Origin of the sequence: Streptomyces sp. NPDC088252 (genome assembly GCF_044740965.1) — a bacterium.
GTDB lineage: Bacteria > Actinomycetota > Actinomycetes > Streptomycetales > Streptomycetaceae > Streptomyces.
In genome coordinates this window covers 248,410-271,288 of sequence record NZ_JBIURS010000008.1, presented here as the reverse complement: position 1 = coordinate 271,288, position 22,879 = coordinate 248,410, and the positions used below count along the sequence as shown (strand labels likewise).

General features: G+C 71.4%; 20 protein-coding genes and 1 pseudogene. 8 read left to right on the top strand and 13 right to left on the bottom strand.

Annotated elements, in window-relative coordinates; all coding sequences use genetic code 11:
* Positions 1-72: 72 nt before the first annotated feature.
* The 5 genes and pseudogenes from ACIOHC_RS19060 to ACIOHC_RS19040 form a co-directional block, all read right to left on the bottom strand.
* A pseudogene (locus ACIOHC_RS19060) lies at positions 73-899 on the bottom strand (MOSC domain-containing protein).
* Positions 900-1,057: 158 nt separating this feature from the next.
* Complete coding sequence (locus ACIOHC_RS19055; RefSeq protein WP_351082208.1) at positions 1,058-1,501, bottom strand: cupin domain-containing protein; 444 nt, start codon at positions 1,499-1,501, stop codon at positions 1,058-1,060.
* A gap of 208 nt (positions 1,502-1,709) precedes the next feature.
* The gene (locus tag ACIOHC_RS19050; RefSeq protein ID WP_401843259.1) at positions 1,710-3,299 is read right to left on the bottom strand and encodes a N,N-dimethylformamidase beta subunit family domain-containing protein; all 1,590 of its coding nucleotides are present in this window, start codon (positions 3,297-3,299) and stop codon (positions 1,710-1,712) included.
* A 180-nt stretch (positions 3,300-3,479) separates the two neighbouring features.
* The gene (locus ACIOHC_RS19045) at positions 3,480-3,914 is read right to left on the bottom strand and encodes a hypothetical protein (RefSeq protein WP_401843258.1); all 435 of its coding nucleotides are present in this window, start codon (positions 3,912-3,914) and stop codon (positions 3,480-3,482) included.
* 172 nt (positions 3,915-4,086) lie between these two features.
* The gene (locus ACIOHC_RS19040; protein ID WP_351082202.1) at positions 4,087-4,242 is read right to left on the bottom strand and encodes a hypothetical protein; all 156 of its coding nucleotides are present in this window, start codon (positions 4,240-4,242) and stop codon (positions 4,087-4,089) included.
* A 326-nt stretch (positions 4,243-4,568) separates the two neighbouring features.
* Here ACIOHC_RS19040 and ACIOHC_RS19035 point away from each other — a divergent pair, with 326 nt between their 5' ends.
* Entirely contained in the window at positions 4,569-5,717 is a 1,149-nt protein-coding gene (locus tag ACIOHC_RS19035; RefSeq protein WP_351082200.1) for a PP2C family protein-serine/threonine phosphatase, read from the top strand.
* 127 nt (positions 5,718-5,844) lie between these two features.
* Here ACIOHC_RS19035 and ACIOHC_RS19030 read toward each other — a convergent pair whose 3' ends face one another.
* A complete protein-coding gene (locus tag ACIOHC_RS19030; RefSeq protein ID WP_351082198.1) occupies positions 5,845-6,021 on the bottom strand; it encodes a CsbD family protein in 177 nt (58 codons plus the stop codon).
* 286 nt (positions 6,022-6,307) lie between these two features.
* Between ACIOHC_RS19030 and ACIOHC_RS19025 the strand changes: the two genes are divergently transcribed.
* On the top strand, positions 6,308-7,834 hold the full coding sequence (locus ACIOHC_RS19025) for a glutamate synthase subunit beta (protein WP_401843257.1): 1,527 nt from the start codon (positions 6,308-6,310) through the stop codon (positions 7,832-7,834).
* A gap of 177 nt (positions 7,835-8,011) precedes the next feature.
* Here the strand turns inward: ACIOHC_RS19025 and ACIOHC_RS19020 are convergent, their stop codons facing one another.
* Both ACIOHC_RS19020 and ACIOHC_RS19015 read right to left on the bottom strand, forming a co-directional pair.
* Positions 8,012-8,887 (bottom strand): hypothetical protein, encoded by an 876-nt coding sequence (locus ACIOHC_RS19020; RefSeq protein WP_351082194.1) that lies wholly within the window; start codon positions 8,885-8,887, stop codon positions 8,012-8,014.
* The gene (locus ACIOHC_RS19015) at positions 8,884-9,237 is read right to left on the bottom strand and encodes a hypothetical protein (RefSeq protein WP_401843255.1); all 354 of its coding nucleotides are present in this window, start codon (positions 9,235-9,237) and stop codon (positions 8,884-8,886) included. Before ACIOHC_RS19015 ends, ACIOHC_RS19020 begins: the two co-directional genes overlap by 4 nt.
* A 42-nt stretch (positions 9,238-9,279) precedes the next feature.
* Here ACIOHC_RS19015 and ACIOHC_RS19010 point away from each other — a divergent pair, with 42 nt between their 5' ends.
* Genes ACIOHC_RS19010 through ACIOHC_RS19000 form a run of 3 tightly spaced genes read left to right on the top strand, consistent with a single transcriptional unit; the run spans position 9,280 to position 12,765 of the window.
* Positions 9,280-9,810 (top strand): hypothetical protein, encoded by a 531-nt coding sequence (locus ACIOHC_RS19010; protein ID WP_351082190.1) that lies wholly within the window; start codon positions 9,280-9,282, stop codon positions 9,808-9,810.
* Positions 9,807-10,118, top strand: a complete 312-nt coding sequence (locus tag ACIOHC_RS19005; protein ID WP_351082188.1) for a hypothetical protein — start codon at positions 9,807-9,809, stop codon at positions 10,116-10,118. Before ACIOHC_RS19010 ends, ACIOHC_RS19005 begins: the two co-directional genes overlap by 4 nt.
* On the top strand, positions 10,108-12,765 hold the full coding sequence (locus ACIOHC_RS19000; RefSeq protein ID WP_401843254.1) for a CHAT domain-containing protein: 2,658 nt from the start codon (positions 10,108-10,110) through the stop codon (positions 12,763-12,765). The genes ACIOHC_RS19005 and ACIOHC_RS19000 overlap by 11 nt, the downstream gene beginning before the upstream one ends.
* 165 nt (positions 12,766-12,930) lie before the next feature.
* Here the strand turns inward: ACIOHC_RS19000 and ACIOHC_RS18995 are convergent, their stop codons facing one another.
* Both ACIOHC_RS18995 and ACIOHC_RS18990 read right to left on the bottom strand, forming a co-directional pair.
* Positions 12,931-13,170 carry a hypothetical protein gene (locus tag ACIOHC_RS18995; protein WP_351082184.1) on the bottom strand — a complete coding sequence of 80 codons (240 nt, stop codon included), beginning with the start codon at positions 13,168-13,170 and terminating at the stop codon, positions 12,931-12,933.
* A 47-nt stretch (positions 13,171-13,217) separates the two neighbouring features.
* On the bottom strand, positions 13,218-15,557 hold the full coding sequence (locus ACIOHC_RS18990; RefSeq protein WP_365692865.1) for an alpha-N-acetylglucosaminidase: 2,340 nt from the start codon (positions 15,555-15,557) through the stop codon (positions 13,218-13,220).
* Between the two features lie 303 nt (positions 15,558-15,860).
* Between ACIOHC_RS18990 and ACIOHC_RS18985 the strand changes: the two genes are divergently transcribed.
* The 3 genes from ACIOHC_RS18985 to ACIOHC_RS18975 all read left to right on the top strand — a co-directional run bounded on the left by ACIOHC_RS18985 (position 15,861) and on the right by ACIOHC_RS18975 (position 19,261).
* Positions 15,861-17,114 (top strand): ROK family protein, encoded by a 1,254-nt coding sequence (locus ACIOHC_RS18985; RefSeq protein WP_351080162.1) that lies wholly within the window; start codon positions 15,861-15,863, stop codon positions 17,112-17,114.
* A gap of 223 nt (positions 17,115-17,337) precedes the next feature.
* Positions 17,338-18,126, top strand: coding sequence for an oxidoreductase (locus tag ACIOHC_RS18980; protein ID WP_351080164.1), 789 nt, complete (start codon positions 17,338-17,340; stop codon positions 18,124-18,126).
* Positions 18,127-18,307: 181 nt separating this feature from the next.
* Positions 18,308-19,261, top strand: a complete 954-nt coding sequence (locus tag ACIOHC_RS18975; RefSeq protein WP_365693246.1) for a hypothetical protein — start codon at positions 18,308-18,310, stop codon at positions 19,259-19,261.
* Between the two features lie 15 nt (positions 19,262-19,276).
* Here ACIOHC_RS18975 and ACIOHC_RS18970 read toward each other — a convergent pair whose 3' ends face one another.
* From ACIOHC_RS18970 to ACIOHC_RS18960, 3 genes are all read right to left on the bottom strand, one after another.
* Positions 19,277-19,810, bottom strand: coding sequence for an Lrp/AsnC family transcriptional regulator (locus ACIOHC_RS18970; RefSeq protein ID WP_351080170.1), 534 nt, complete (start codon positions 19,808-19,810; stop codon positions 19,277-19,279).
* 80 nt (positions 19,811-19,890) lie between these two features.
* Entirely contained in the window at positions 19,891-21,306 is a 1,416-nt protein-coding gene (locus ACIOHC_RS18965) for an FAD-dependent oxidoreductase (protein ID WP_351080172.1), read from the bottom strand.
* 100 nt (positions 21,307-21,406) lie between these two features.
* Positions 21,407-22,855, bottom strand: coding sequence for an aldehyde dehydrogenase family protein (locus tag ACIOHC_RS18960; protein ID WP_365693249.1), 1,449 nt, complete (start codon positions 22,853-22,855; stop codon positions 21,407-21,409).
* Positions 22,856-22,879: the final 24 nt, after the last annotated feature.

Below are 22,879 nucleotides of genomic sequence, written 5' to 3'. Positions count from 1 at the left end.
GGTGACGACCGGCTCGGCAAGAGTGGCCCATTGCCGCTGTTCCGGGCCTGCGCCCCCGGTCAGGTGTTCCCCCTACAGTTCCGGCTCGCCCCATGAACCGACGATCACCTGGTCGCCCACGGACAGTTCTCCGGGCCGAAGCACAGCGCACTTCGTACCGAACGCGACTCCCCCTCGGCAGCCCGCCGGTAGTCGGCGAGCGCGCGGAGCGGCTCGGGGCCCGCCTTTGCGCCGACCTTCTGATCGACGACCGTGACGACGCAGCGGATGGCCGGTTTGGCGTAGCCCAACTCCGCTTCGCCCAGGGTGATGTGGCGTGCCCGATCCTCGACGTGGGGCTCGTCCCAGCCTTCGATGACGATATTCGGACGAAAACGGTCCATGGGCAGTGGCGCGCTTCCTCGTTCGGCCAGCCGCTCGTTGAGCAGGTCCAGAGTGGACCGGGAGAGGACATGTACGGCGCAACTGTCGGCGTAACCGGAGGTGCCGGGCGTCCGGCCATCGGTTACCCGGTTGTGTTCCGGCGGCACACGCATCAGCCGGGTCGGCGCGCCCAGAAACTCCGACAGCCATCCGGCGGCCTGATCGCCCTGGTCGATGCCCTTGTACGGGGCCCCGAACAACTCCACGTCCCGGCGCGCGCCGAAGGTGTCGACGTCGATGGTCAGCAGGTCAAGGCCGGGGCCGCGCAATGTGAGGCGCCCACCGTCGGAGCTGATCTCCGGTCTGGTCAGCGCCAGTTGCGGATGGCGGCGTTGACTGCGGAACACGCCATCTGCGCCGGTGACCATGAAGCTCCGGTCGTGGGCAAGACCCGCGGGCGTCAATGCCGCGTCGTCCACCGAGGTGCCGGCGCACCCCTTGACGGGGTAGTACGACAGTGCAGCGATCCTGGCCACGCTTCCCCCCTCGTCGTTCTCAGGGCTGCTGACGGTCGCCTGAGCCCGGCAGCGTGTCGCGATCACGAATCTACTCGTCCCCGGCCCCCGGCCCACGGCCCCCGGCGCCGGGGCGGACCTGGCGGTCCGGCCCGACTTCGCGTGGACCGGGCCCCCGCCTATTGCGTTTCCGTCTCATTGAGTTGGTACAGCTCGGGCAGGGAGACCTTGATCGGCTCCTGCGTGGTCCGCGCGATCACCACGACCACGGGCTCGTTCGGGTCGGGGTTCTCCTCGCGATGCGGGACGAACGGGGGGACGAGCAGGAAGTCGCCAGGATCCGCGGTGATCCGTACCTCTTCCGTGCCGTTGTGGAAGACGAACACGGGGTGGCCGCTGACCACGTAGATCCCCGCCTCCGACTCGCCGTGATGGTGGTTGTCCGTCGCGCTCAGCGGCGGGTTCTCCACCCGGCCCATCCAGAGCTTCTTCGATCCGACCGTGCCGCCGCTGATCGCGGCGTAGCCGTCCAGCTCGCCGGATCGAACGTGGTGGACTCGGTTCCTCGGCGGCGCGTTGTCGTCGCCGCCCAGTGCTGCCCCGACGCCTTCGTGGGTGGTCATCGTGTGGCCTCCTGATGGTCTCGATGGTCTTCGGCCCGGCACCAGACTGCGACCGGCGCGCATCGAGTGACAACAATCGTTGCCGTAATGGCAACGCGCACTTCGGGGGCGAAGGAGTACCGCGCGTGCAGTCGCCGGGGATGACGGACGCCGGGGCCGACTGCGCCTGCGGGCCCGGGAGTTCATCGACCGGGCGGTTGGAATGCCGTCAGTGTGGTGCGGAGGCGTACACGTCTCTCACATTGTCCCTGGGCTTCGGTCTGCTCCGGCCGCACGGGCCCGCGGCGAACGCGTGCAGCAGATTCTCCGTGGCACGGGTGACGAAAGCCCCCGTACGGGCATCCATGCCGTGGTTGCGCCCGTTCTCCCGGGTCCCCGCCATCAGGGCCTCGACCCACCTCATCGTTCCCGAGGCGAAGACGCCCGCTCCGCTCGGCACGGTGTAGTAGGCGGAGTCGGCGTGGCTGTGCGTGCCCTTGCAGACGAGAGGGGAATGGGCGATCACTTCGAGCGGCGCCGGGGTGGGCATCTCCGGGACGACCCGGTCGTACTCCACCCCGACCAGGTGATCGAAGGAGTCTCCTCGCTTCACGCCCGTTCTCTCGAAGATCCAGTGGTCGCTCCCGTGGACGACATACGGGGCGTCCACTGGATAGCCCTCGTAGAGGACACCGGTCAGGGAGGACTCCGGAGAGGCGCCGGGAGGCTGGCGGAAGTCGTTGGTCGGCATGTCCGCGTGGTCGGCGAGGTACGGATCGTCGCGGTAGTCGGTCTTGTAGCAGACGACGGTGCGGTCGGCTCCGGTGGCGTCCGGCTCCAGCCTGATCCGGCGGAAGCAGGCGTTGGCGCCGAGGAAGGCCACATTGGTGCCCGCATCGCGGGCCCGGGTGACATGGGCCCGCTGCTGCGGCGTCCAGTACTCGTCGTGCCCCAGCGAGAGAGCGGCGGCGGCGCCCTGGAGAATGCCGGGATCACGGTGGACGTCCGTCCCCGTGGTGTAGGCGAGCGGGATGCCCAGTCTCTCCGCCAGGACCACCACCACCCGTTCGTAGACCATGAACTTCTCCGCGCCGTTGCCGTCGTAGGGGCGGTCGAAATCCACGGCGAGCGACCGCGTGCCGTAGGCGCCGTTCTCGCCCTGGTAGAGGCTGTAGCCGCCCCACACGTTGTACGCCTGCCACGTCGCCACGGCGTGCATCAGCACGGTTCTGCCCGCCGCGCTCGCGGAGCGGACGATCAGTGGTACATAGCGCTGGTGGCCGTTGTCCGCGTCCAGCCGGAGCAGGTACGCACCCTCCGGCCAGCCGTCGGCGCGGACCCGGAGCGAACGCCGCCAGTCCGCGCGCACGGTCCGGGTGGCCGGAAGAATGCGGGGGCGGGCCTGGACGGCCCCGGCGACCCGGTGCGAACGCCAGACCAGCCGCGCCTGGGCCCCGTCGTACCAGCCGACGCGGTAGGCCGAGACCCGGAACGCAGGGGCGGTGGTGGAGACATGCAGTCCGAACTCCTCACCCGGCAGCACGCTCACCTTGTCCGTATAGCCCTCGACCGCCTCGGGCGGCCCCACCGAACCGATGCGCCAGTCGGCATTCCCCGCCCGGGTCCTCTCCGCGTTCTCGGCGGTACGGGTCGCGCCGGGCGGGGCGGACCCGGTGCCGGACTCCCCGCCCGCGGAGGAGTGGCAGCCGCCCACCGCCATGCCGCCCGCCATCGCTCCGCCCGCCGCCGCGGCAGCGAGGAAGTGCCTGCGGTCCAGGCGGCCGGAGAGCCCGGGGCTCTGCGCCTCACCATGCTTCATATCGCCCGCCAACCCGTCCCGCAGTGCCGTCACGGGCCATCGTCGCCCGCCCCCTGCCCGGCGACGACCCGGGGCGGTCCGAATCGGGGACGGGCCACGCCGTCCGGGGGTCCTCGCAGTCGGGTCGGCCGGGCCCGGCCCTGTGGGCCTGCGGCGTCCACGCTTCCCGCGATGTGCCGGTCAGTGCCGGGGACCGTTCCCGTCGCCCCGACGGATCCAATGCGCCCGGCGCTGGTAGCGGGCGACCGGCGGGGTGACCGGGGGAGCGGGCGGTGGTGCGGACGTGACGGGGGGCGCGGCCTCACCGGCCGGGGCGGCGTCGCTGGGCGGGCGGAGCCCCTCCGCCGAATACCGCGTCGTCGCGATGCTCTCCACGAGCTGTGCTTCGGTGAAGTTCTCCGAGCCGGGCACATGGGGTACAAAGCCGATGAGCACTCCGTCGCTGACGATCTCCGCGTCCAGCCCCGAAGCCCCGTCGGCGTCCCACAGAGCCTCGATTCGCTCGTCGAGGACGACGCGGATCCCGAACTCGTAGACACCCGCCTCCACGACATGGGCCATCACGTCACGGGCACGGAGCGCCGACACCAGACGGCCGGCACGTTCCGCATCCATACCGGGCGCACCTCCTTCATGCTCGGAGACCGGTGATCGGCCTCCGATACGAGGCAGCGCCCCTTCTGGGGCGCTGTGCTCACTCGGTTCGGCAGCGGGGGAAAGAGGAAGGCCGTACGCACCCCCACCCGGCGAACCCGTAGCGGGTCGTCGAACGGATGCCGCTTCTCCGTCAGCTCTCGTTGTCCTCCGCCCGGCGCTCGCCCTCCGCCTGTGACGGCTGGGTGCGCATCGTGGCGGGGTGCCGCTCCTCGGCCGGATCCCTGTCCTCGTCGAGCCTCTCGCCCTCGGCCTGGGACGGAGTCGGATACATGTCCATCTCGCTCATGACCGCCTCCACAGTCGGAACGTCTCCCACAGAACGAGCCTAACGCGTCAGTCGGTGGGCGGCCCGGGCTGTGCGTACCGGGCACTCCGTGAGCGTGCGGATGCGTGTGGTGACAGTCTCCCGGCGCGCGGTCCCGGTGCCGGGGTGCCGGGGTGTCGGCAGTCCGCACGACCGGGGCGTCCCTGACGCCCGTCCGGGCCGCAGGTCCAGGACGCGTCGGCGGGAACGCCCGTGTACGGAGCGGCGCCACGCCGAAGAGCGCCTCGGCGGCCCGGACCGCGGTGGGCCGACTCGTGCTCCGCCCTGGGGCGGTGCACTGTGGAGGCGTGGGCCTCAGTGAACGGTTTACGGATCTGCGAGAACCATGGCGGCCGAGCCATGCGCTGCTGGCGATTCCCGTCACGCTCATCGTCGTGATCACCCTGGTGGACATCTTCGCGCCGCAGGACATCCATCTGGGGCCGCTGCTGGTCATCGCACCGGCGCTCACCGCCTCGTTCGCCGGCCCGCTCCCGACCGGGGGCATCGGCGTCCTGGCCGTGGCGGCCCAGGCGTACATCGGCCAGCACATCGGCACGCTGTCCTCCCGCAACATACTGGTGCAGATCGCCGCCATCGCCCTGCTCTCGGTGCTGACCGTGTTCTTCGCCCTGATACGCGAACGGCGCGGACGGCAGCTGGCACGCGTGCGGTCGGTGGCCGAAGCCGCACAGCACGTCCTGCTGTGGCCGCTTCCGGACCGGATCGGCCCACTGAGGGTCGCCTCCCTGTACCTGGCCGCGGAGGACGAGGCCCTGATCGGCGGAGACCTGTACGCGGCCACCCGTGTCGAAGGCGGAACGCGGGTGATGATCGGGGACGTGAGGGGCAAGGGCCTGGCCGCCATCGGAGAGGCCGCCCTCCTGCTCGGCGCCTTCCGCGAGGCCGCCCACCAGCACACCGGCCTGCCCGAACTCGCAGCCGCCCTCGAACAGAGCGTCACGCGCTACCAGGCCGACTTCGACTCGGAGGAGGAGCCGGGAGAACCCTTCGTCACCGCTCTGTTGCTGGAGATCCCTGACGAGGACCACATCAGCCGCATGACGAGCTGCGGACACCCCGCCCCCTTGGTGCTCGGCCCGGGGCACTCCGTCACCGTGCCGAGTCTTCATCCCGCGCCCCCGCTGGGGCTCGGCAGCATGGGCCCGACGTCCTACACTCTCGACGCGTTCCCCTTCGAGGCCGGCGACACCCTCCTTCTCTACACCGACGGGGTCGTCGAGGCGCGTGACCGGGGAGGGGACTTCTACCCGTTCGAGGAACGGGCCGCCCGATGGACGGAGAGCTCCCCGGAGACGCTCCTGAACCATCTGCGACGCGACCTCCTCGCCCACGTCGGCGGGCGTCTGGGCGACGACGCCGCTGTCATCGCGATTCACCGCGCATCCGTCCCCGACGTGGTTCACCATCGTGGCAGGATCGACCGCCCCTTCTGATGGGCTCGGGGTGACGATGTGAGGTACGGCGTCACCCGGGTTCCGTGGCGGCGATGGCCGTGGCGGTGTCGGGCATGGCCGAGCCCCCGCCGCTCGGACAGGGGCTCGGGGCTATGGTTCTTCGACCCTAGTCGGGGGGCTCCAGGGGTGCTGTGCGATCACGAGCCTCGCCCGTCTGCTTCTTGATCTCACCCTTCGCCTGGTCAAGTTTGCCTTCGGCCTCCTTGCGGCGGTCGCCGGTCATCTTGCCCATGGTTTCCTTGGCTTTGCCCTTGATCTTGTCCTTGCCGCTTCCATGAGCCATGAGGACTCCTCGGGTGGACAACTCTTCCCTCATTCCAAACTAGGACGCCTCGGGCAAGGCCGCCTCGTGCGAGAGGCGGCGAGAGAGAGGATGCGCCTGCCGACATCCGTCGAGTGCGAAGGCCGTCACGGGTGGGCGCGGACGGTCACCGGCGTGCGGCCGCTCGCCCCAGGGGCTCTGCACCTGCGCCGTTCGGTGCGGCGACGGCGTGAACCCCGCCGGGCCAGTAGGCAGGCGTACTCTGGCCCTACGCCTGTGCACCGCGAGTGAGCGACGGAGGCGGCCCATGACCGATCCCCACGGCTTCCTCAAGACCCCCCGCCGTCCCGTTCCGGCACGTCCCGTCCAGGAACGGCTGAGCGACTGGAACGAGGTCTACGCGGGGCAGGCACGGCTACCGCTCGTTTCCGCGCAGGCGGGGCGATGCATGGACTGCGGCATACCGTTCTGTCACAGCGGCTGCCCACTGGGAAACCTCATCCCCGAGTGGAACGCGTATGCGCGGAAGGGCGATTGGTGGGCGGCGGCCGAGCGGCTGCACGCGACGAACAACTTCCCGGAATTCACCGGGCGGCTGTGCCCGGCACCGTGCGAGGACGCCTGTGTGCTGACCATCAATGCCGACCCGGTGACGATCAAGAATGTCGAACAGGCGATCGCCGACCAGATCTGGGAACGCGGATACGCGCCGCCGCAGCCGCCCGAGCGGCTCAGCGGGAAGACCGTCGCGGTCATCGGCTCCGGACCCGCGGGGCTGGCGGCGGCGCAGCAACTCACCCGCGTCGGCCACGCCGTCGTCGTCTACGAGCGTGCCGACCGCATCGGAGGACTGCTGCGCTACGGCATTCCCGCGTTCAAGATGGAGAAGCGCCACCTGGACCGCCGAATCGAGCAGATGCGGGCGGAGGGTACCGAGTTCCGCACGGGTGTGGACGTCGGCGGCGATGTCGACGCCGCGGAACTCGCCGGGCGACACGACGCGGTCGTGATCGCCGTCGGAGCCACCGGGCAGCGGGAGCTGGCCGTCCCGGGCCGCGAGCTGCACGGAATCCATCAGGCCATGGACTACCTGACCCTGGCCAACCGGGTCACGGAGGGCGACTGCGACGTGCCGGCCGTCACCGCCGAGGGCCGGCACGTGGTGATCATCGGCGGCGGCGACACCGGTTCGGACTGTCTGGGCACCGTGCTGAGGCAGGGCGCAGCCTCCGCCGTGCAACTGGACATCAATCCCGAGCCCGGTGATACCCGACGGAACTCCGAGCCCTGGCCCGTGTATCCGAAGGTCTATCGGATATCCCATGCTCATGAAGAAGCGCGTGGGGGAGGCGGCACGGATCCGAGAGTCTTCTCGTCCGCCACGCTCAGCTTCGAAGGGGATCGCTCCGGTCATGTGCGCGCGCTGCGACTGGCGGAGGTGGAGCCCGAGGGCAGAAGGCCGCGGTTGGAGACAGAGCGGGTCATTCTGGCGGATCTGGTCCTGCTCGCCCTGGGCTTCCTCGGCCCCGAACGGGGCACCGGTCTGATGCGGCAGCTCGGACTCGTGCTGGACGACCGGGGGAACTTCGCCCGCAACGGCGCCTTCGCGGCGGAAACGGCCGAAACGGCCGGTGCGGCGGGGGCGGTCGAGCGGACGGCCCGAGCCGGGACGGGCGGGGTGTTCATCGCCGGTGACGCGGGCCGCGGGCAGTCCCTGGTGGTGTGGGCCATCGCGGAGGGACGGTCCGTCGCGGCGGCGACGGACCGCTGGCTGAGCGGCTCCACGGTGCTCCCGGCGCCGATCGCCCCGTATGACCGGCCCATGATCGCCTGAATGGCTCCGGCACACCCCGGCCGGTGGGAGGACGTCCCGTCACAGCGAGGGTGTGGCCACCATCGGTCCCTGCCGGGTCGGCGGTCCCCCTCACCCTGTGGGATGCGCGCCGCTTCTCACCGTTCCGATGCCGGTCGGCCGTCAGGGCCTCTCGTCCGGATCACACCCCGCGACGGCTCAAGCGCCCTTGCGGCAGCGGGAGGTGACGGCGGCGCCGAGTTCCGGAGTGAGCGGGGTTTCGGCGGCAGTCAGGCCGAGGGCCGTGCAGAGAGCGCCGCCGTACAGGTCGACGGTGGACTCGATCAGGTCCGCGAAGGTCGCCGCAGCGAGCCGGGCCCGATACCAGCCGGTGGCGTAGACGGCCACTGCGACGAGCGAGGCGGGCCACCACACGACGCCCGCGAACGCGTAGAGAACCGCCCAGCCCGCCAGCACCGCGGCGGCGTCGAGCGCCCCGGACGCGGTGCGCAGTTCCTCGCGCACGTCCCCGGGCAGCACCAGCCAGAGCCGGGGCCAGCACGCCGCGAGGTCCAACCGGTATTCGGCGAAGACCCTGACATCGGCGCCGGCGAGGCGGTCGCCCATCCAGGTCGGCCGTACCGGCGGGGCGAGGCTGATCCGGTTGCGGCGCCGGGCGAAGCCGGACGGGTCGCGGCCGGCTGCGGCCGCCTCCTCCAGCCTCGTCTGATGGTTCTGCCACTGCCGCGAACGCCTTTGAGACAGACGGCTCCTGGCCGGGGCGGCCCACCGGGGCCAGTCTCCCAGCCAGCCGGCCCGGACCAGTCGGCCCAGCCCCTGAGCGGCCAGCCCGGCGGCACCTGCGCCGAGGAGGGCCGCCAGTCCGGTCAGCAGGACCGTGGCGGAGCCGTCGGCCTGGAGACGACGCGCCATGTCGGTTGCGGCGTCGGCCAGTTGGCTCGCCGAGAGGGCATCTCCCTGACCCAGGAGGAGTCCTGTCGACAGCGCCGCGACCAACAGCAGGCCGGGGAGCACCAGGACGGAGAGCCAGCGCTCCGCCAGCCGTCGGCCGACCTCGACGAGGAGTCCGCTCACGCGGTCGGCCGCAGGCGCAGTGCGGTGCCGCGCACCGCGCAGACCTCGACGGGTGCCCCCGGCGGCCGGATCCAACTCCGGTCACAGGCTTCTCCGGGGCACCCGTAGACATCGACGCCGAAGCGGAATTCGGTGGCCGCCGGGTGGACGATGCCGCCGGGGCTGCGTACTTCGGCCGACTCCGGAGCGCCCACACTCCGCATGAAGGTGGTGATGCCCTCGGTCCGGCCGGCCGCAGCGGCGGCCACGATCACATCCAACCGCGCACCGAGACCGCGTCTCTCCGCTTCCTGGCGCAAGAAGGTCAAGTTCTCGCAGAGCCTGGCGACTTCGTGCCGGTCTTCGCTCATATCCATGGATCCTAGTGGCTGATGCGAACTACAGTGAGCGGTATGCCACTGCCGTACGCCCGGTCCGTTCCCGAAGCGCACCTGTACATGGAGCTGCACCCGTGCGAGTGCGGCGAGAGCGGAAGCACCGGCTACAGGCACGCGTCGATCCAGACCGACGAGGGGCTCGCGTCGAGGCACTCGTTCGGATGCGCGGGATGCGGCAGGCAACGCCGGTTCGTGTTCCGGATGCCCGCACTGGCACCCCGGCACGCCGACCGGTACGGCGGGCCCGAGCCGTCGCAGATCATCGACGCCGGCGAATGGCGCATGATCTCCCTCGCGTACATGGGGGAACTGGACCGCGTCCGCGCCCGGCCGGACGAGCTGCGCAAAATGCTCGAGGAGGCACTGGCCGCGTACCAGGAGCTGCTCAAGTTCGTCCCGGCCGGCCAGGAAAGGATGCCCGACTCGGCGTTCTTCACCGAACGCGGGCGGCGGATCAGGGAGAGTGAGCCGCCGAACTCCTTCTCCCGGCACTTCCTGGAAGCCATGGTCGACGGCGTCCGGCAGGACCTGGCTGCCGTCCGGTGACGGACCCGGTGCTGGCGGGTCTTCGGGAACGGCTGGAGCGCTACCGCGGCACCGGGGACCGGGAAGCCGTCCTCGCGTTCGACGTGGGCCTGGAGCTGGACGCCCTCCTCGGTCCGAACGAGGGCTTCGACGCCGAGGCGGCCCACGTGGGCGGGACCGTGCACTGGGCGCGCTACCGCGCCGGCAGCACGTCCGACCGGGACCTCGCCGAGGCGCTCAGGCTGCTGGCACTGGTCGACGACCGTGCCGAGGGATACGAGATCCCCGGTCCGGTCCGGCTGATCCTGGCCTGCCGCGATGGCCACTGACCGGACACGTGTCGCTTTCGACGCGGCGGTCGACGAGCTGAACCGCTCGTCCCTGCGGGTCGTCGATCCGACCCCGGCCCAGTGGCGGCGCATCCTGCGCGAGAACACCGAGACCGAGGTCTTCCGGCACCGGATCGCTCCCGTGTCGGGCCGATTCGACGCCTCCCGTTCGCCGTCCGGCGCTTGGGACCAGGACCACATCGCCGCGCATCTGCGCGAACTGGGCGGCGCCGTGCTGGGGCAGTGGGAGCGGACGCACGACCGGCGCGCTCTGCGCATCGCGGTCGCGCTCTGGCGTGATGTGGTCGCGCGGGCGTGGCTGACCGACATCGCGACGCCGATCGGCGACCTCGCGGACAGGTTCCTGGAGCGCTACCAGGAGACCGCGGCGCTGCCCCTGCTCGACATGGCCGTCCGGCTCGGGCAGGACGCGGTGTTCGACCCGCTCGCGTTCCAGCAGTCCCGGCCGCGCCGGTTGCTCGTCCTGGCCGACGCGTTGCGCTGCCGGTACGAGTACACGGGCGACCGGGCCGCGCTGGTCGAGTCCATGGCCCGGTACCGGGAGGCGTCCTCCGGGGCCACGACGGGGCCGAAGGCGTTGGCCGGGATCATCGCGATGCAGGCCCACCAGGACATGCTGACGGGCCGGTCAGGCGCCCCTCGCCCGGTCGAACTCCGCACGGACCACGGACCGTTGGCACGTGCCGCCGCTCTCACCGAGCTGAGCGCGGTATGGCTCGACGGATTCCGGTACACCGGCGACTCACCGCGGCTCGACGAGGCGATCGGCGCCCTGCGGTCCGCACTGGAACTCACACCGGCGGACCACCGGGACCGCCCGCTGCGCATGGCCCGGCTCGGCGCCGCGTTGCGGCAGGCGTTCCTGCGGCATCCCCAAGTGCCCGTGCTGGAAGAGTCGGTGGCTCTCTGCCGGGCCGCGCTGGCGTTGCCGATCGACCGGCCCGGTGTGCGGGCCGAGGCGATGACCGGGCTGGCGCTCGCTCTGCGGGACCGGCACGGCGCCGAGGGCGGCACGCCCGAACATCTCGCCGAGGCCGGCCTTTTGGCGACGGAACTGGCCCACGCGTACCCGCCCGGACACCCCGAGCGGGCCGCCGTGCTCGACGAACTGGCCGATCTGTCACCCGATCCGGTACGGCTCGCTCCGTCGCACGAGGACCCCGGCCGAGCGGGTCGGCTGCTGGACCTGGCGGCGTCGCTGCCCCCTTCGGACGCACACCGGGCGGTGGCGGCGTACGCGGAGGTGGCCAGGACGCCCGGCGCGCCGCTGAGGGTCCGCGGACTGGCAAGCCAGCGCTGGGGCCGATCGGCGGCGGAACAAGGCGACTTCGCCGGAGCCGAACAGGCGTTCCGGTTGACCGTCGACCTGTTGCCGGACCTGGTGTCGCCGCTGGAGCAACGGGACGACCAGGAGTATCAGTTGATGCCGTTCGGGGGCCTGGCCTCGGACGCGGCGGCCTGCCTGCTGAACCGCGGCGCGGATCCCGCCGAAGCCCTGGACCTGCTGGAACGCGGACGCTGCGTCCTGTTCTCGCATGCGCTGGGGGAGGTGCCCGAGCGGGTAGACGAGGTCGTGCGGTCCCAGGTCGCGGCCGCGGGCCCCGTCGTGGTGGTCAACGTCAGCCGGTTCGGCAGCCACGCCATCGCGCTCACGGCCGCCGGAACAGAGGTGATTGCCCTGCCGGGCCTCACCCCGGACGCGGTCGAGGATCGCCGTATCGCTCTGGACCTGGCTCAGGATCTGATGCGTTCCCCGACCGTCGAGCCGGATCTGCGGTGGGCCGCGAACCGGTCCGTGACGCGCCTGTTGGGCTGGCTCTGGGACACGGTGACGGGCCCCGTGCTGGAGACGCTCGGCCTCGAACCGGCGCCCGATCCGCTGCCCAGGCTCTGGTGGCTGCCGACCGGGCAGTTGTCGCTGCTGCCGGTGCACGCGGCCGGGCACCACACGGCGCGGGACGGGCGCACGGTGTTCGACCGGGTGGTCGGCTCCTGCACCCCCACGCTGCACCAGCTGCTGCGCGCGCGACTCCGCGGCGCGCACCGGCCACCGGACCGCTCGCTCGTCGTCGCCATCGGGGACCTGCCCGACTACCGACTGCCCGCCGCCGGACGGGAGGCCGAGGTCGCCGGTGCGCGGCTGCCGGGAGCCCGGATGCTGCTGGACGGGGCTGCCGACCCCGACAGCGTGCGTGAGGAGCTGGCTACGGCGGCCTGGGTCCACATCGCCTGCCACGCCACCACGGATGTCGGCGAACCCTCGGCGAGCCGACTGGCCCTGGCCGGGGGAGCGTTGTCCGTCGTGGACATCGGACGGCTGCGCATCCGGGACGCCCACTTCGCCTATCTGTCCGCCTGCGGTACGGCGCGTGGCGGCGATGTGTTGTCCGACGAGGTCATCCACATCTCGTCGGCGTTCCAGCTGGCCGGATACTCGCATGTGATCGGCACCCTGTGGCCCATCGTCGACGATGTGGCCGCCCGGATCGCCGATGACGTCTACGCGGAACTGTCCGGCGGCGCGGATCCGGCGCGACGCCTGCACGCCGCCGTCAGGGGCGTTCGCGACGAGTACGCGGGCAACAGCCCGTTGCTGTGGGCGTCGCACCAGCACATCGGACCCTGACCGGCCGGGTCCCTTCGCGCCGTGCGCGGCGGACCGGCCCTCGGCCGGAGTCTGTCGCGCAGGACGAAGGGACCCGCCGCGACCGGGCACTGTCGGTGAACGTGTGTCCGCGACCGGCCGGGTCCCTTCACTCCCGGTGCGTGCCGGTCCGTGGACCGGGGACCGTCAGGGGCTGGCCCCGTCGAAGCCGTAGCGCAGCGGCTGCTCCTTCGCCCGGGGGTCGAGTCGATAGACGTACAGGGCTTCCACCCGCATGCCCTCGGGTGGCGCCTCGACCTCGCACGGCCAGGTGACCTGAACCACCGGTGGCCGGCTGGTGACCCACATGCGCAGCCCGTGTGCGGGGCCGCCGTCGAGCATCGCGATCTGCTGGTTCGCCTGAGTGTCGGAGGTATCGGCATCCATGTCTACACTTTAATGGTTGCGCAATACGTGAATAGTCGTGAGCTGTGTCACGCCGGACGGCCTTCCGCGGCGCCGTCCGGCAGTGGCGGATCGTGGAGCAGGTGCGGTCCGGGGCGGTGGTCGCCAACGGCGCCGTGGGCACGGGCGTCGGTCGATCGATGGAGGGCAGCCGGCGCGAGGGGCGCCGCAAGGGCCACGCGTACGGTGTCGGCCAGCGCGACCGGGTCGCCCGTGGGTTTCACCGGGTAGCTCTTGCGCTCCAGGTTCCAGGCGTTGTCCCGTGTGAACCAGTCGATCGCGGCCGGGGGCCGGCCGGTGGTCAGGGCCGTGTCGAGGGAGTCGAGGTAGAGCGTCCAGCGTTCGGCGTAGAAGTCGCTCACCAGTCCCGACCATTCGCGGTTCGCGTAGTCACGCAGCCCGCCGGACTCGCTGCCGGAACGATGGCCCCAGGTGGTCAGGATCGAGCGGGCGTCGAACTCCGCTGCGGCCCGCTCGGCATCGGTGTCGCCCCAGGACCTGGCGTCCTTGAGCCAGGGCCCGAGCATGAACCGCCGGTCGGAGGCCAGCAGCCGGTCCAGCAGGGCGAGATCCCGCTTCCACTCCGTGGCCCGTTGCCGGTACAGGGCGAGGTCCTTCTCCTCGTACGCCAACCTGATCTGCGGCAGCAGCGTACGGCTGCGATTGGCCAGTGCCTGCCGGGCCACATCCACCACGTCGAACCGGTACGCATCCGACTTCCGCAGTTCGGGGGCGACTTGGAGCAACTCCGTGAGCGCCCGCTGCACCGTCGACGCGTCGTACCGCATGGACGACGGGCTCCAGCTGGCCGCGGAGCCGACGGTCAGTGCGGGGCGTGCGGTGAACAGGCTGTCCTGGGACTCGCTCCAGGTGCCGGACGATGTGCTGTAGGGGCCCGCCCGCAGCAGTTCCCATGCCTTGGCGGCATGCGGGTCGGCGCCGCCGTAGCGGCGTTCCGCGTAGGCGGCGAACCAGGCCGCGTCGTCGGAAGGGGCGCTCTGCCAGGCGAGTTCCGTGAACAGCTCGTACGCGACGGGGTTGCCGCCGGTGCCCTCCGGCAGGTAGGCGATCCCCCGGAGCGCACTGCCCGGCTTGGTCCGCCATTCGTTGAATCGGGCCGTCCAGACTGCCGAGTTGGCCCCGATCGTGGTGTGACCACCGAAGTTGGGGATGGTCCCGAAGGCGTACGGCGTGCCGTGCCAGGCAACCTCCCGGTCCAAGCCGTCGTAGCGGTCGGCCAGTCCGTCGACGATGAACAGCCTGCTCCTGTCGACCGCGTCGATGAGCTGCGTCGACGGATTGCTCTGCCAGCCGAGCAGCACCCAGGTGGCGCCCGGGTGCGCGGTCTGCAGTGCGTTCATGACGGCCCGAGCCGCGTCCGCGATGGGTACATCGCCCGGCCTGCCGCCTTCGTGCAACAGATCCATCTTGTACATGGTGGAGTCACCGAACAGCCTTCGCTGGTGACGGTAGAAGGCCTCGGCGACCTTCGGGAACATCTCGCCGCGCGGGTCCAGCCAGTCCGGCCGCTCGAAACCGACCCAGTCGCCCTGCGGGACCACGGGACCCGTCGGGTTGCGGTCCGTGAACCCGGGCGGGACCGTGCCGTAGTAGCCGGGCAGGACCGGGGTCATACCGAGCAGACGCAGCCGATCGGCGATCCTGCGGCCGAGCGCGGCGCGCCGGTCCAGCAGCTTCTCGCCGACCGGGCCACCGAAGCCGGACATGTTCTGCATCAGCCACCACGGCTGGTGCGCCGGACCGGGGATCCAGGACGCGAGGTCCTTCTTCGCGTACCCGAACTCCTGGAACGTGTCGTAGTACACGGCGTCCGCACCCATCTGCACGAACACCTCGTTGACGCCGTGCAGGGCCAGGACGTCGATCTGCTTCTCGTACGAGGCCCAGTTCCGGTACGCGCCGGAGTAGCCGTCGTCCGTGTCGTTGAGGGCGAACCGGTGCGGCACGGAGGCGTCCCGGCGGACCGTGCCGACGGGCGCGGGGAGCTTCTTCGGAAGTCTCGACGTGCTGTCACCGGGCCAGCCGACGTCCACCTTCGCCGTGTACTTCAGGTACCAGTTGACTCCGCTGAGCAGCACGGCGGGGCTGGTCCCTCGAACCCGCACGTGACCGGTGGTCCCGGAGACGGCGAAGTAGTCGCCGGACACGGGACGGTCCACCGCCACGAGGTCGAACTGTGCGGCGTGCCGGGGGAGAAGACGGCGCAGGGCCGCCTCGGCCGGTCCGGTGGCGAAGACGGGTCTCCCGCGGGGAGCCGCCTCCGCGGGAACGGCGGGAGCGCTCAACGCCGCGGCCAGCACCGTGAGGGCGGTCGTGCAGACGACGATCCAGGATCTGAGGCTTCTCAACGTTGACCTCGTCCGACGAAGGGATGCGGAGGTTTGCCGAGTACATGGAGCGGACGCGCATCAGACTCACGGCCTCGCCCACGATGGGCAGCGGCGTCGCGGTGTCCGGGGCCTCCGCCTTGGATTCGAAGGCCCCGGACGCCGCTCCTTCTCCCACCGCCCATCGTGGGCGAGGCCGTTACTAACGGAGCATTCGTTAATATGAGCGGACCGTGCCGTGACCGTCAAGAGCGCCGACCGTCCGTGCTCTCGAAGCGCTGGGTACAGTGCCGACAGTGCGGATCGGCAAGGGAGTTGACGCACATGTCAGTCCACAGAGCGGCGGCCACCGGCCCGCACGTCCTGCGCCGGATGAACGTCGCCGCGGTCCTGGCCGCACTGCGGGAGGGGGACGCGCCCACCGCCCGCGTCACCGACCTCGCCGCGCTCACCGGGCTTTCACGGCCCGCGGTGACCAGGGCCCTGGGCGAACTGAGGGACTGCGGACTGGTGGAGTTCACCACGGCCGTAGGACCGCAACAGCTCGGCCGGCCGGCCCAGTACGCCAGGTTCCGCGCCGAGGCGGGGCACGTCGCGGGGGTCGACATCGGCCCGCACAAGGTGCTGGTGATGATCGCGGACCTGGCAGGCCAGGTACTGGCCACGCATCGCGTCGCCGTGGACAGGGATACGGGAGGGCCGCGGCTGTTCGCCACGGTCCGGTCCGCGCTGACGGCGGCGGCGGCCGAGGCGGACGTGCCGCTGTCGAGCCTGTGGGCGGTGAGTGCGGGCACCCCCGGGATCGTCGACCGGGAGCGGGGCGAGGTGCTGCTCGCGCCCAGCATTCCCGACTGGGCCGGGCTGCCGGCCGCATCCCTGCTGCGCGAGTGGCTGCACTGTCCGGTGTCCATCGAGAACGACGTCAACCTCGCGGTGCTGGCCGAGCGCCGACAGGGTGCCGCGGCCTCCTCGGCGACCGGCAGGGGGGACGGCGCCGGTACGCGTACCGACTGCCTGGTCTTCGTCCAGTGGGGAAGGCGCATCGGCACCGGCATCGTCATCGGCGGCCGCCCCTACCGGGGCAATTCGGCCGCCGCCGGTGAGCTGGGATTCATCGACCTCATGGGAGATTCCGGCCCGCTCCCCGGACCGCGTCCGGCCGACGGCATGGGGCCGTTCGAACGGCTCGTCGGCGCCGAGGCCATTCACCGGCTGGCCCTGGAGGCCGGTGCTCCCGTCGGCGCCGCCCACGACATCGCGCCACTCTTCGCGGCGGCCGAGGCGGGGGACCGGACCGCCGTCGACGTGGTGGAACGGGTCGCCGCCCGGTTCGCCCGCGGACTCGCCGTGCTCCTGCTCGTCCTCGATCCGGGCCGGGTCGTCGTCGGGGGCGGTGTCTCGCGGGCGGGCGACACCCTGCTCGAACCGGTGCGCAGGCATCTGCGATCCCGCACCCTGGTGCCGGTGGAACTCAACGCGTCGGTGCTCGGTGAACGGGCCGTCGCGCTGGGGGCGGTGCGCCACGCCCTGGACGTCGCCGAAGAACGCGTGACGACGGCCCACCAAGGTGTGATGTAGCGACGGGCGGGGGTGGTGCCCGGCGGACGGAGAGCGGCGCCGGGCGGAGTGACGGAGGCGTACCGACTGCCGCTGTCACCCGGACGGTCGGCCGGTGTCACCCCGTTGCACTCCGGGCCGTGCCGTCACCGTGGGGTCCGGTGACGCTGGGTCCGGCGTCCTTCCCCACCCGGTGGAGCGCCCCAATCCCCCGTCGGTACCGTTCGTTTGCTGGGAGAGCGTGATGGATCTGCGTCTGACAGGCAGGACGGCCTTGGTCACCGGCGCCGGCCGGGGCATCGGCCTTGCCGTGACACGGGCCCTCGCCGACGAAGGCGTGCGAGTGGTCGCGGCCTCCCGGACCCTCACCGAACCGCTGTCCGAGCTTGCGGCGCGCGAGGACGTCCACTTCGTGCGGGCGGACCTCACCCGGCCCGACGGTGCCGAGGAACCGGTGGCGGAAGCGGTCGACCGGTACGGGGGCCTGGACATCCTCGTCAACAATGTCGGGGCCGTGCGTCCGAGGGCGGGCGGCTTCCTGTCCGTCGGCGACGACGAATGGACGTGGGCGCTGACGGTCAACCTCCTCACCGCGGTGCGTACCACACGCGCCGCCCTGCCGCATCTGATCGCAAGCGGCTCCGGCTCGATCGTGACGGTCGGTTCGGTCAGCGCCTTCCTGCCCGACCCCTCGGTCATCGACTACGGAGCGAGCAAGGCGGCCCTGAGCAACTTCTCCAAGGCCCTGTCCAAGGAGGTCGGCCCGCACGGGGTACGGGTGAACACCGTCAGCCCCGGGCCCGTCGCCACGGACCTCTGGCTGGGCGAGGGAGGCATCGCGCAGACCGTCGCGGCGGTCGCCGGCAGCGAACCGGACGACATCGCCCAGGGGTTCGCCGCCCAGGCGGTGACCGGGCGGTTCAGCCGGCCGGAAGAGGTCGCCGATCTGGTACTGCTGCTGGCGAGCGGCCGGTCGGGCAACGTCACCGGATCGGAATTCGTCATCGACGGAGGACTCGTCACGACGCTGTGACGGGGAACGGCCTGTTGCAGGAGGGGATCGGCACGGGAGAAGACCCGGTGTCGGGGGACTCCGGCCCCGCACCGCTGAGCATCCGGCCGGTTGCGGCGCGCCGGGAGCGTCGACAACCATCGCAATCCGTCCGGGTCCGCGTCCCTGCGAAGGAGGACCCCGAAGGGGAACGGGACATCGCATGCCACCCTCACTCGGCCGACGCGCCCTGCTGCTCGGCACCGGCGGACTGCTCGCGGGACCCATGGGCTGCTCCGCGACCTCCCGGACGGAGGCCGCCCCGGCCACGTCCGTGTCCCGGCCCCCGCTCCCGCCCCTGCCGACGACCACGGCCTGGCGTCCCGACCGGGGCGATGTGGACCCCGACGTGAAGCTGCGTGCCGTGCGGGTGGTGGAGGCGATCGGCGCCTGGCCCGCCGGCCAGGGCGGTGCGGCCGCGGCGAAGAAACGGGTGGCCGCGCTGGGGGCGACGCCGTCACTGGTGGACCGGGCGGGCGCGCTGCGCCCCGACGCCGACCGCGCCGCACTGCAGGTGATCGACGCGCAGTACGGCGGGATCCTGGCCGACTCGGCCAGTGTGCTGGTGGTGTGCCGTCAGTGGACGCCCGGCCACGCGGGCGGCACGACCGTCGACGTACGGCTGAGCCGGGCCCGGCCCCACTGGGAGGTCACCGATCTCCACCCGGCCCGCCCCGGCCCCGCCGCAGCCGCGCTGCCCATGGAGGCCGAGCGGGTGCTGGCCGAACCGCGGATCGGTCTGCCACCCGCGGCCGAGGCGGACATCCGCGGCGGGCACGTCCACCCGAGCGTGCTGCGGGCCCTGCTGAGCCTGGCCGGAACGTACCGGATGGACCTCGGCGTGATCCGCTCCGGGCACCCGCTGTACGTGTTCGGCACCGACCGGCCCAGTGATCATCCACCGGGCCGGGCCTTCGACGTGGGGAGGATCGACGGGCACATGGTCGTCGATCCGGCCACGTCGCGCCGGTTGATCGAGTCGTTCATGCGCGACGCGGCGGCGGCCGGCTCGTACAACGTCGGCGGGCCGGTCCGGCTCTCCGGAGGTGCGACGGCGTATCAGTTCTTCACCGATGCCACCCATCACGATCATGTCCACGTGGGATTCACGGACTGAGGACCGCTCCGGCGCTCAGGCGCGCTGGTCGAGGCCCGCCCCCAGCGGCGGCTGCGGGGCGTCGAGCAGCGAGGTGTCCACCTCGCCGACGCCCCAGCCGTACGCCAGCTTGTGCACTTCCAGTACGAAGAAGGAGTCGGTCGAGACGATTCCGTCGATCTGATGCAGTCTGCGGTTCATCAGATCGGTGAAGTGGTCGGTGTCCCGGCAGATCACCTCCACCATCACGTCATAGCTACCCGCCGTCATGATGACGTAGGAGGTCTCGGGCAGCTCCCTCAGCCGTCGGCACACCTCCTGGGCGCTGCCCGGCCTCACCCGGATGCCGACCATGGCGAACCGGTCGAAGCCGATGGTCAGCGGGTTGGCGATACCGACGATCTGGAGAGTGCCATTCTCCTCCATGCGTTGGACGCGGTAGCGCACGGAGGAGGCGGGGATGTCGAGTTCCTCGGCGATCTGGCTGTACGGGCGGCGGCCGTCCGCTTGGAGTGCGGCGATGATCTGGCGGTCGGTGTCGTCCAGGGGGCTGCCACCCAGCGTGCTCATGCTGTTGCTCCGGCTCTCATGTACGGCCCGTCACGGTGTGCGGGCCTGGATCTTCGGTCGTGCGGCCTATCCTGCCCGGCTCAGGAATCGAAACCGAGGCCGAGCCGGTCCAGGGTGCGCAGCCACAGATTGCGATGGCCGTGCGTGTCCTCGCGGGCCATGGACCAGCGGGTGGCCTCGACGCCCAGATACCGGATCGGCTCCGGGGGGAAGGGCACGGGGGGCCGGCGGATCATCGCGGGCCGGAGCCGGTCCGTGCGCCTCCCCGCGAGCAGGTCCAGCATGACCTGGGCACCGTACCGGGTGGCGCCGACGCCGAGCCCGGTGAAGCCGAGCGCGTAGGAGATCCGGCCGTGTGCCGCGGTGCCGGCGAACATGCAGAAGCGGGTGGTGGAGTCGATGACACCGCCCCAGGAGTGCGAGAAGCGGACATCGGCGAGGGCGGGGAAGGCCTCGGCGAACTGGGCGGCGAGGGTGTCGAAGGTGGCGGGTCGCTGGGTGAGCCGTTCGTCGACCCGGTTGCCGTAGTGGTAGATGGCGTCGTAGCCGCCGAAGAGGATGCGGTTGTCGTCGGTCTTGCGGAGATAGTGGAACCGATTGCCCGCGTCGGTGATTCCGTGGTCGCCGATCCAGCCGATGGCGGCGAGCTGCCCGTCGCTCAGGGGCTCGGTGGTCAGGGCGTAGTCGTAGACCGGGATCATGCTGAGCGAGAGGCGCTTGAGCAGGGGCCGGTAGACATTGGTGGCGAGAGCGACCTGCCGGGCGCCGAGGGCCGCGTACGGGGTGGCGAGGCGCACCCGGTCGGCATGACGGGTGGTCAGGGCGGTGACCTCGGTGTGCTCGGCGATACGGACCCCGAGGTCCAGGCAGGCGGCGCGCAGGCCCCAGACGAGCCGGGCGGGGTCGAGGAGCGCGTAGTCGGGGGACCAGAGGCCGGCGGTCCAGCCGGGGGAGTCGATGTACGCCCGCAGGTCCGCACGGTTCAGCAGCCTGGTCCGCTCGCCGTACCGGTGGGCGAGCGTGTGGGCGCTGTTGAGTCCTTCGGCCTGCCAGGGCGTGGCGGCGACGGTGACCTTGCCGCCGCGCACGAATCCGCAGTCGATGCCGTGGGTGTCCAGGTCGCGCCGGAAGGCCTCGAAGTTCTCCATGCCCAGGCGGTGCAGCAGCCGGGCCTCGGCGGGCCAGCGGTCGGCGCCGTTGGCGAGGCCGTGGGTGAGGCTGGGTGAGCAGAAGCCGCCGTTGCGGCCGCTGGCCGCGTGGCCGCAGGTGTTCTGTTCGAGGACGAGGACGTCCCGTTCCGGGGCGGCGCGTTTGGCGAGCAGCGCGGTCCACAGGCCGGTGTAGCCACCGCCGACGACGGCGAGATCGCAGGTGGTGTCGGCGGTCAGCCGGGGCAGGGGCGTGGGGTGCTCGGGCCGGTCCAGCCAGTAGGGGGCGGCCTTCGTGTCGCGCAGGCGGCTGCGGTGGTCGGTGGGGCGCGGGGCGGCGGTGGTCATGTGGCGGGTACCTCGTTGCCGGCGTGGTGGGGCAGCGCGGGCCGGGGCCCCGACGTTGGTCGGGGCCCCGGCCGGCGGCGGGCGGGAGCGGGCGGGGCGGTCAGAGACTGATGACGCCGGTGCGGGTGTCGGTCATGTCCATGAGCGTCCATTTGCCGCCGATGCGGCCCCAGCCGGTGGACCGGCTGCCAGCGCCGCCGAACGGCATGTTGATGTCCCACCAGTTGTTGCTCTCGTTCACGACGACCTGGCCGACGGCCATCTCCTCGATGAAACGGAACGCGGAGGTCATGCTCCGGGTGAAGACGGCGCCCTGGAGGCCCAGCTTGTCGTCGTTGGCGATGCGCAGCAGATCGTCCTCGTCCTGTCCGGTGATGATCGGGACGACGGGTCCGAAGGACTCCTCACGGGACAGCAGACTGTCCTCGGGGACCCCGTCCACCACGGTGAACTCGTAGTAGAGATCGGTGGGGTGGCCGGAGGCGCGCTTGCCGCCGAGCAGGATGCGTGCGCCCCGCTCGCGGGCGTCGGCCATGTGCCGGTCCATCTTGGCCGCGACGCCCTCGTTGTTGAGGGGGCCGAGCACGGTCTTGGGATCGAACGGGTCGCCGAGGGTGATGCGCTGGGCCTCGCGCAGGACGGCCTCGACGAACTCGTCATGGATGTCGGCGTGCACGATGACGCGTTCGGTGGCGCAGCAGACCTGCCCGGCGCACGGGTAGGCGCCGTCGACGGCGGCCTTGGCGGCAGCCTCGACATCGGCGTCGGCGAGGACGACGAGCGGGCCGTTGCCCGAGCACTCCATGATGGAGCGCTTGAGTCCGGCGGCGGACTGGATCTTCGCCCCGGTCGCGGAGGAGCCGATGAAGCCGATCGCGTGAATGCCCTCGTGACGCACCAGCGCGTCGCCGGTTTCGCCCTCACCGGGCACGATGTTGACGAGGCCGGCGGGCACCCCGGCGGCGACGAACGCCTCCATCGCCCTGAGGACGGTCAGCGGCGTGTTGGCCGGCGGCTTGACGACATGGGCGTTGCCGGTGGCGAGACCGGGGGCGACGAACTCCGCGAGCATCAGCAGCGGGAAGTTCCACGGCGTGATGATGCCCCATGTGCCCACCGGACGCTGGAAGGTGAACATCCGCTTGGTGTTGTCGGTGGAGGGCAGCGTCTCGCCGTGCAGCCGTACGGCGTCCTCGGCGTGCAGATGGAAGAGCTTGGCCGCCTCCTCGATGTCGGCGACGGACTCGGCGAGCGGCTTGCCCTGTTCGAGGGACTGGAGACGGGCGAGTTCGTCCACGCGCCTGCCGAGCTCCGTGCCGATGCGGTGACAGAGCTCGGCTCGGGTCCACACATTGGTCGCGGCCCAGGCCGGCTGGGCCTCGTTCGCGGCACGCACCGCGGCGTCGACATCGGAGGCCGCGGGCAGGGGGAAGCTGCCCACGAGTTCGCCCGTCGCGGGGCTGACGACCTCATGGATGTTCCCGGAGGTGCCGTCGGTGAACGCGCCGTCGATGAAGAGCTGGTGCCGGTCGGAGGTCGGGGTGGTCATGCGTTGGCCTCTCTGTCCTGTCCT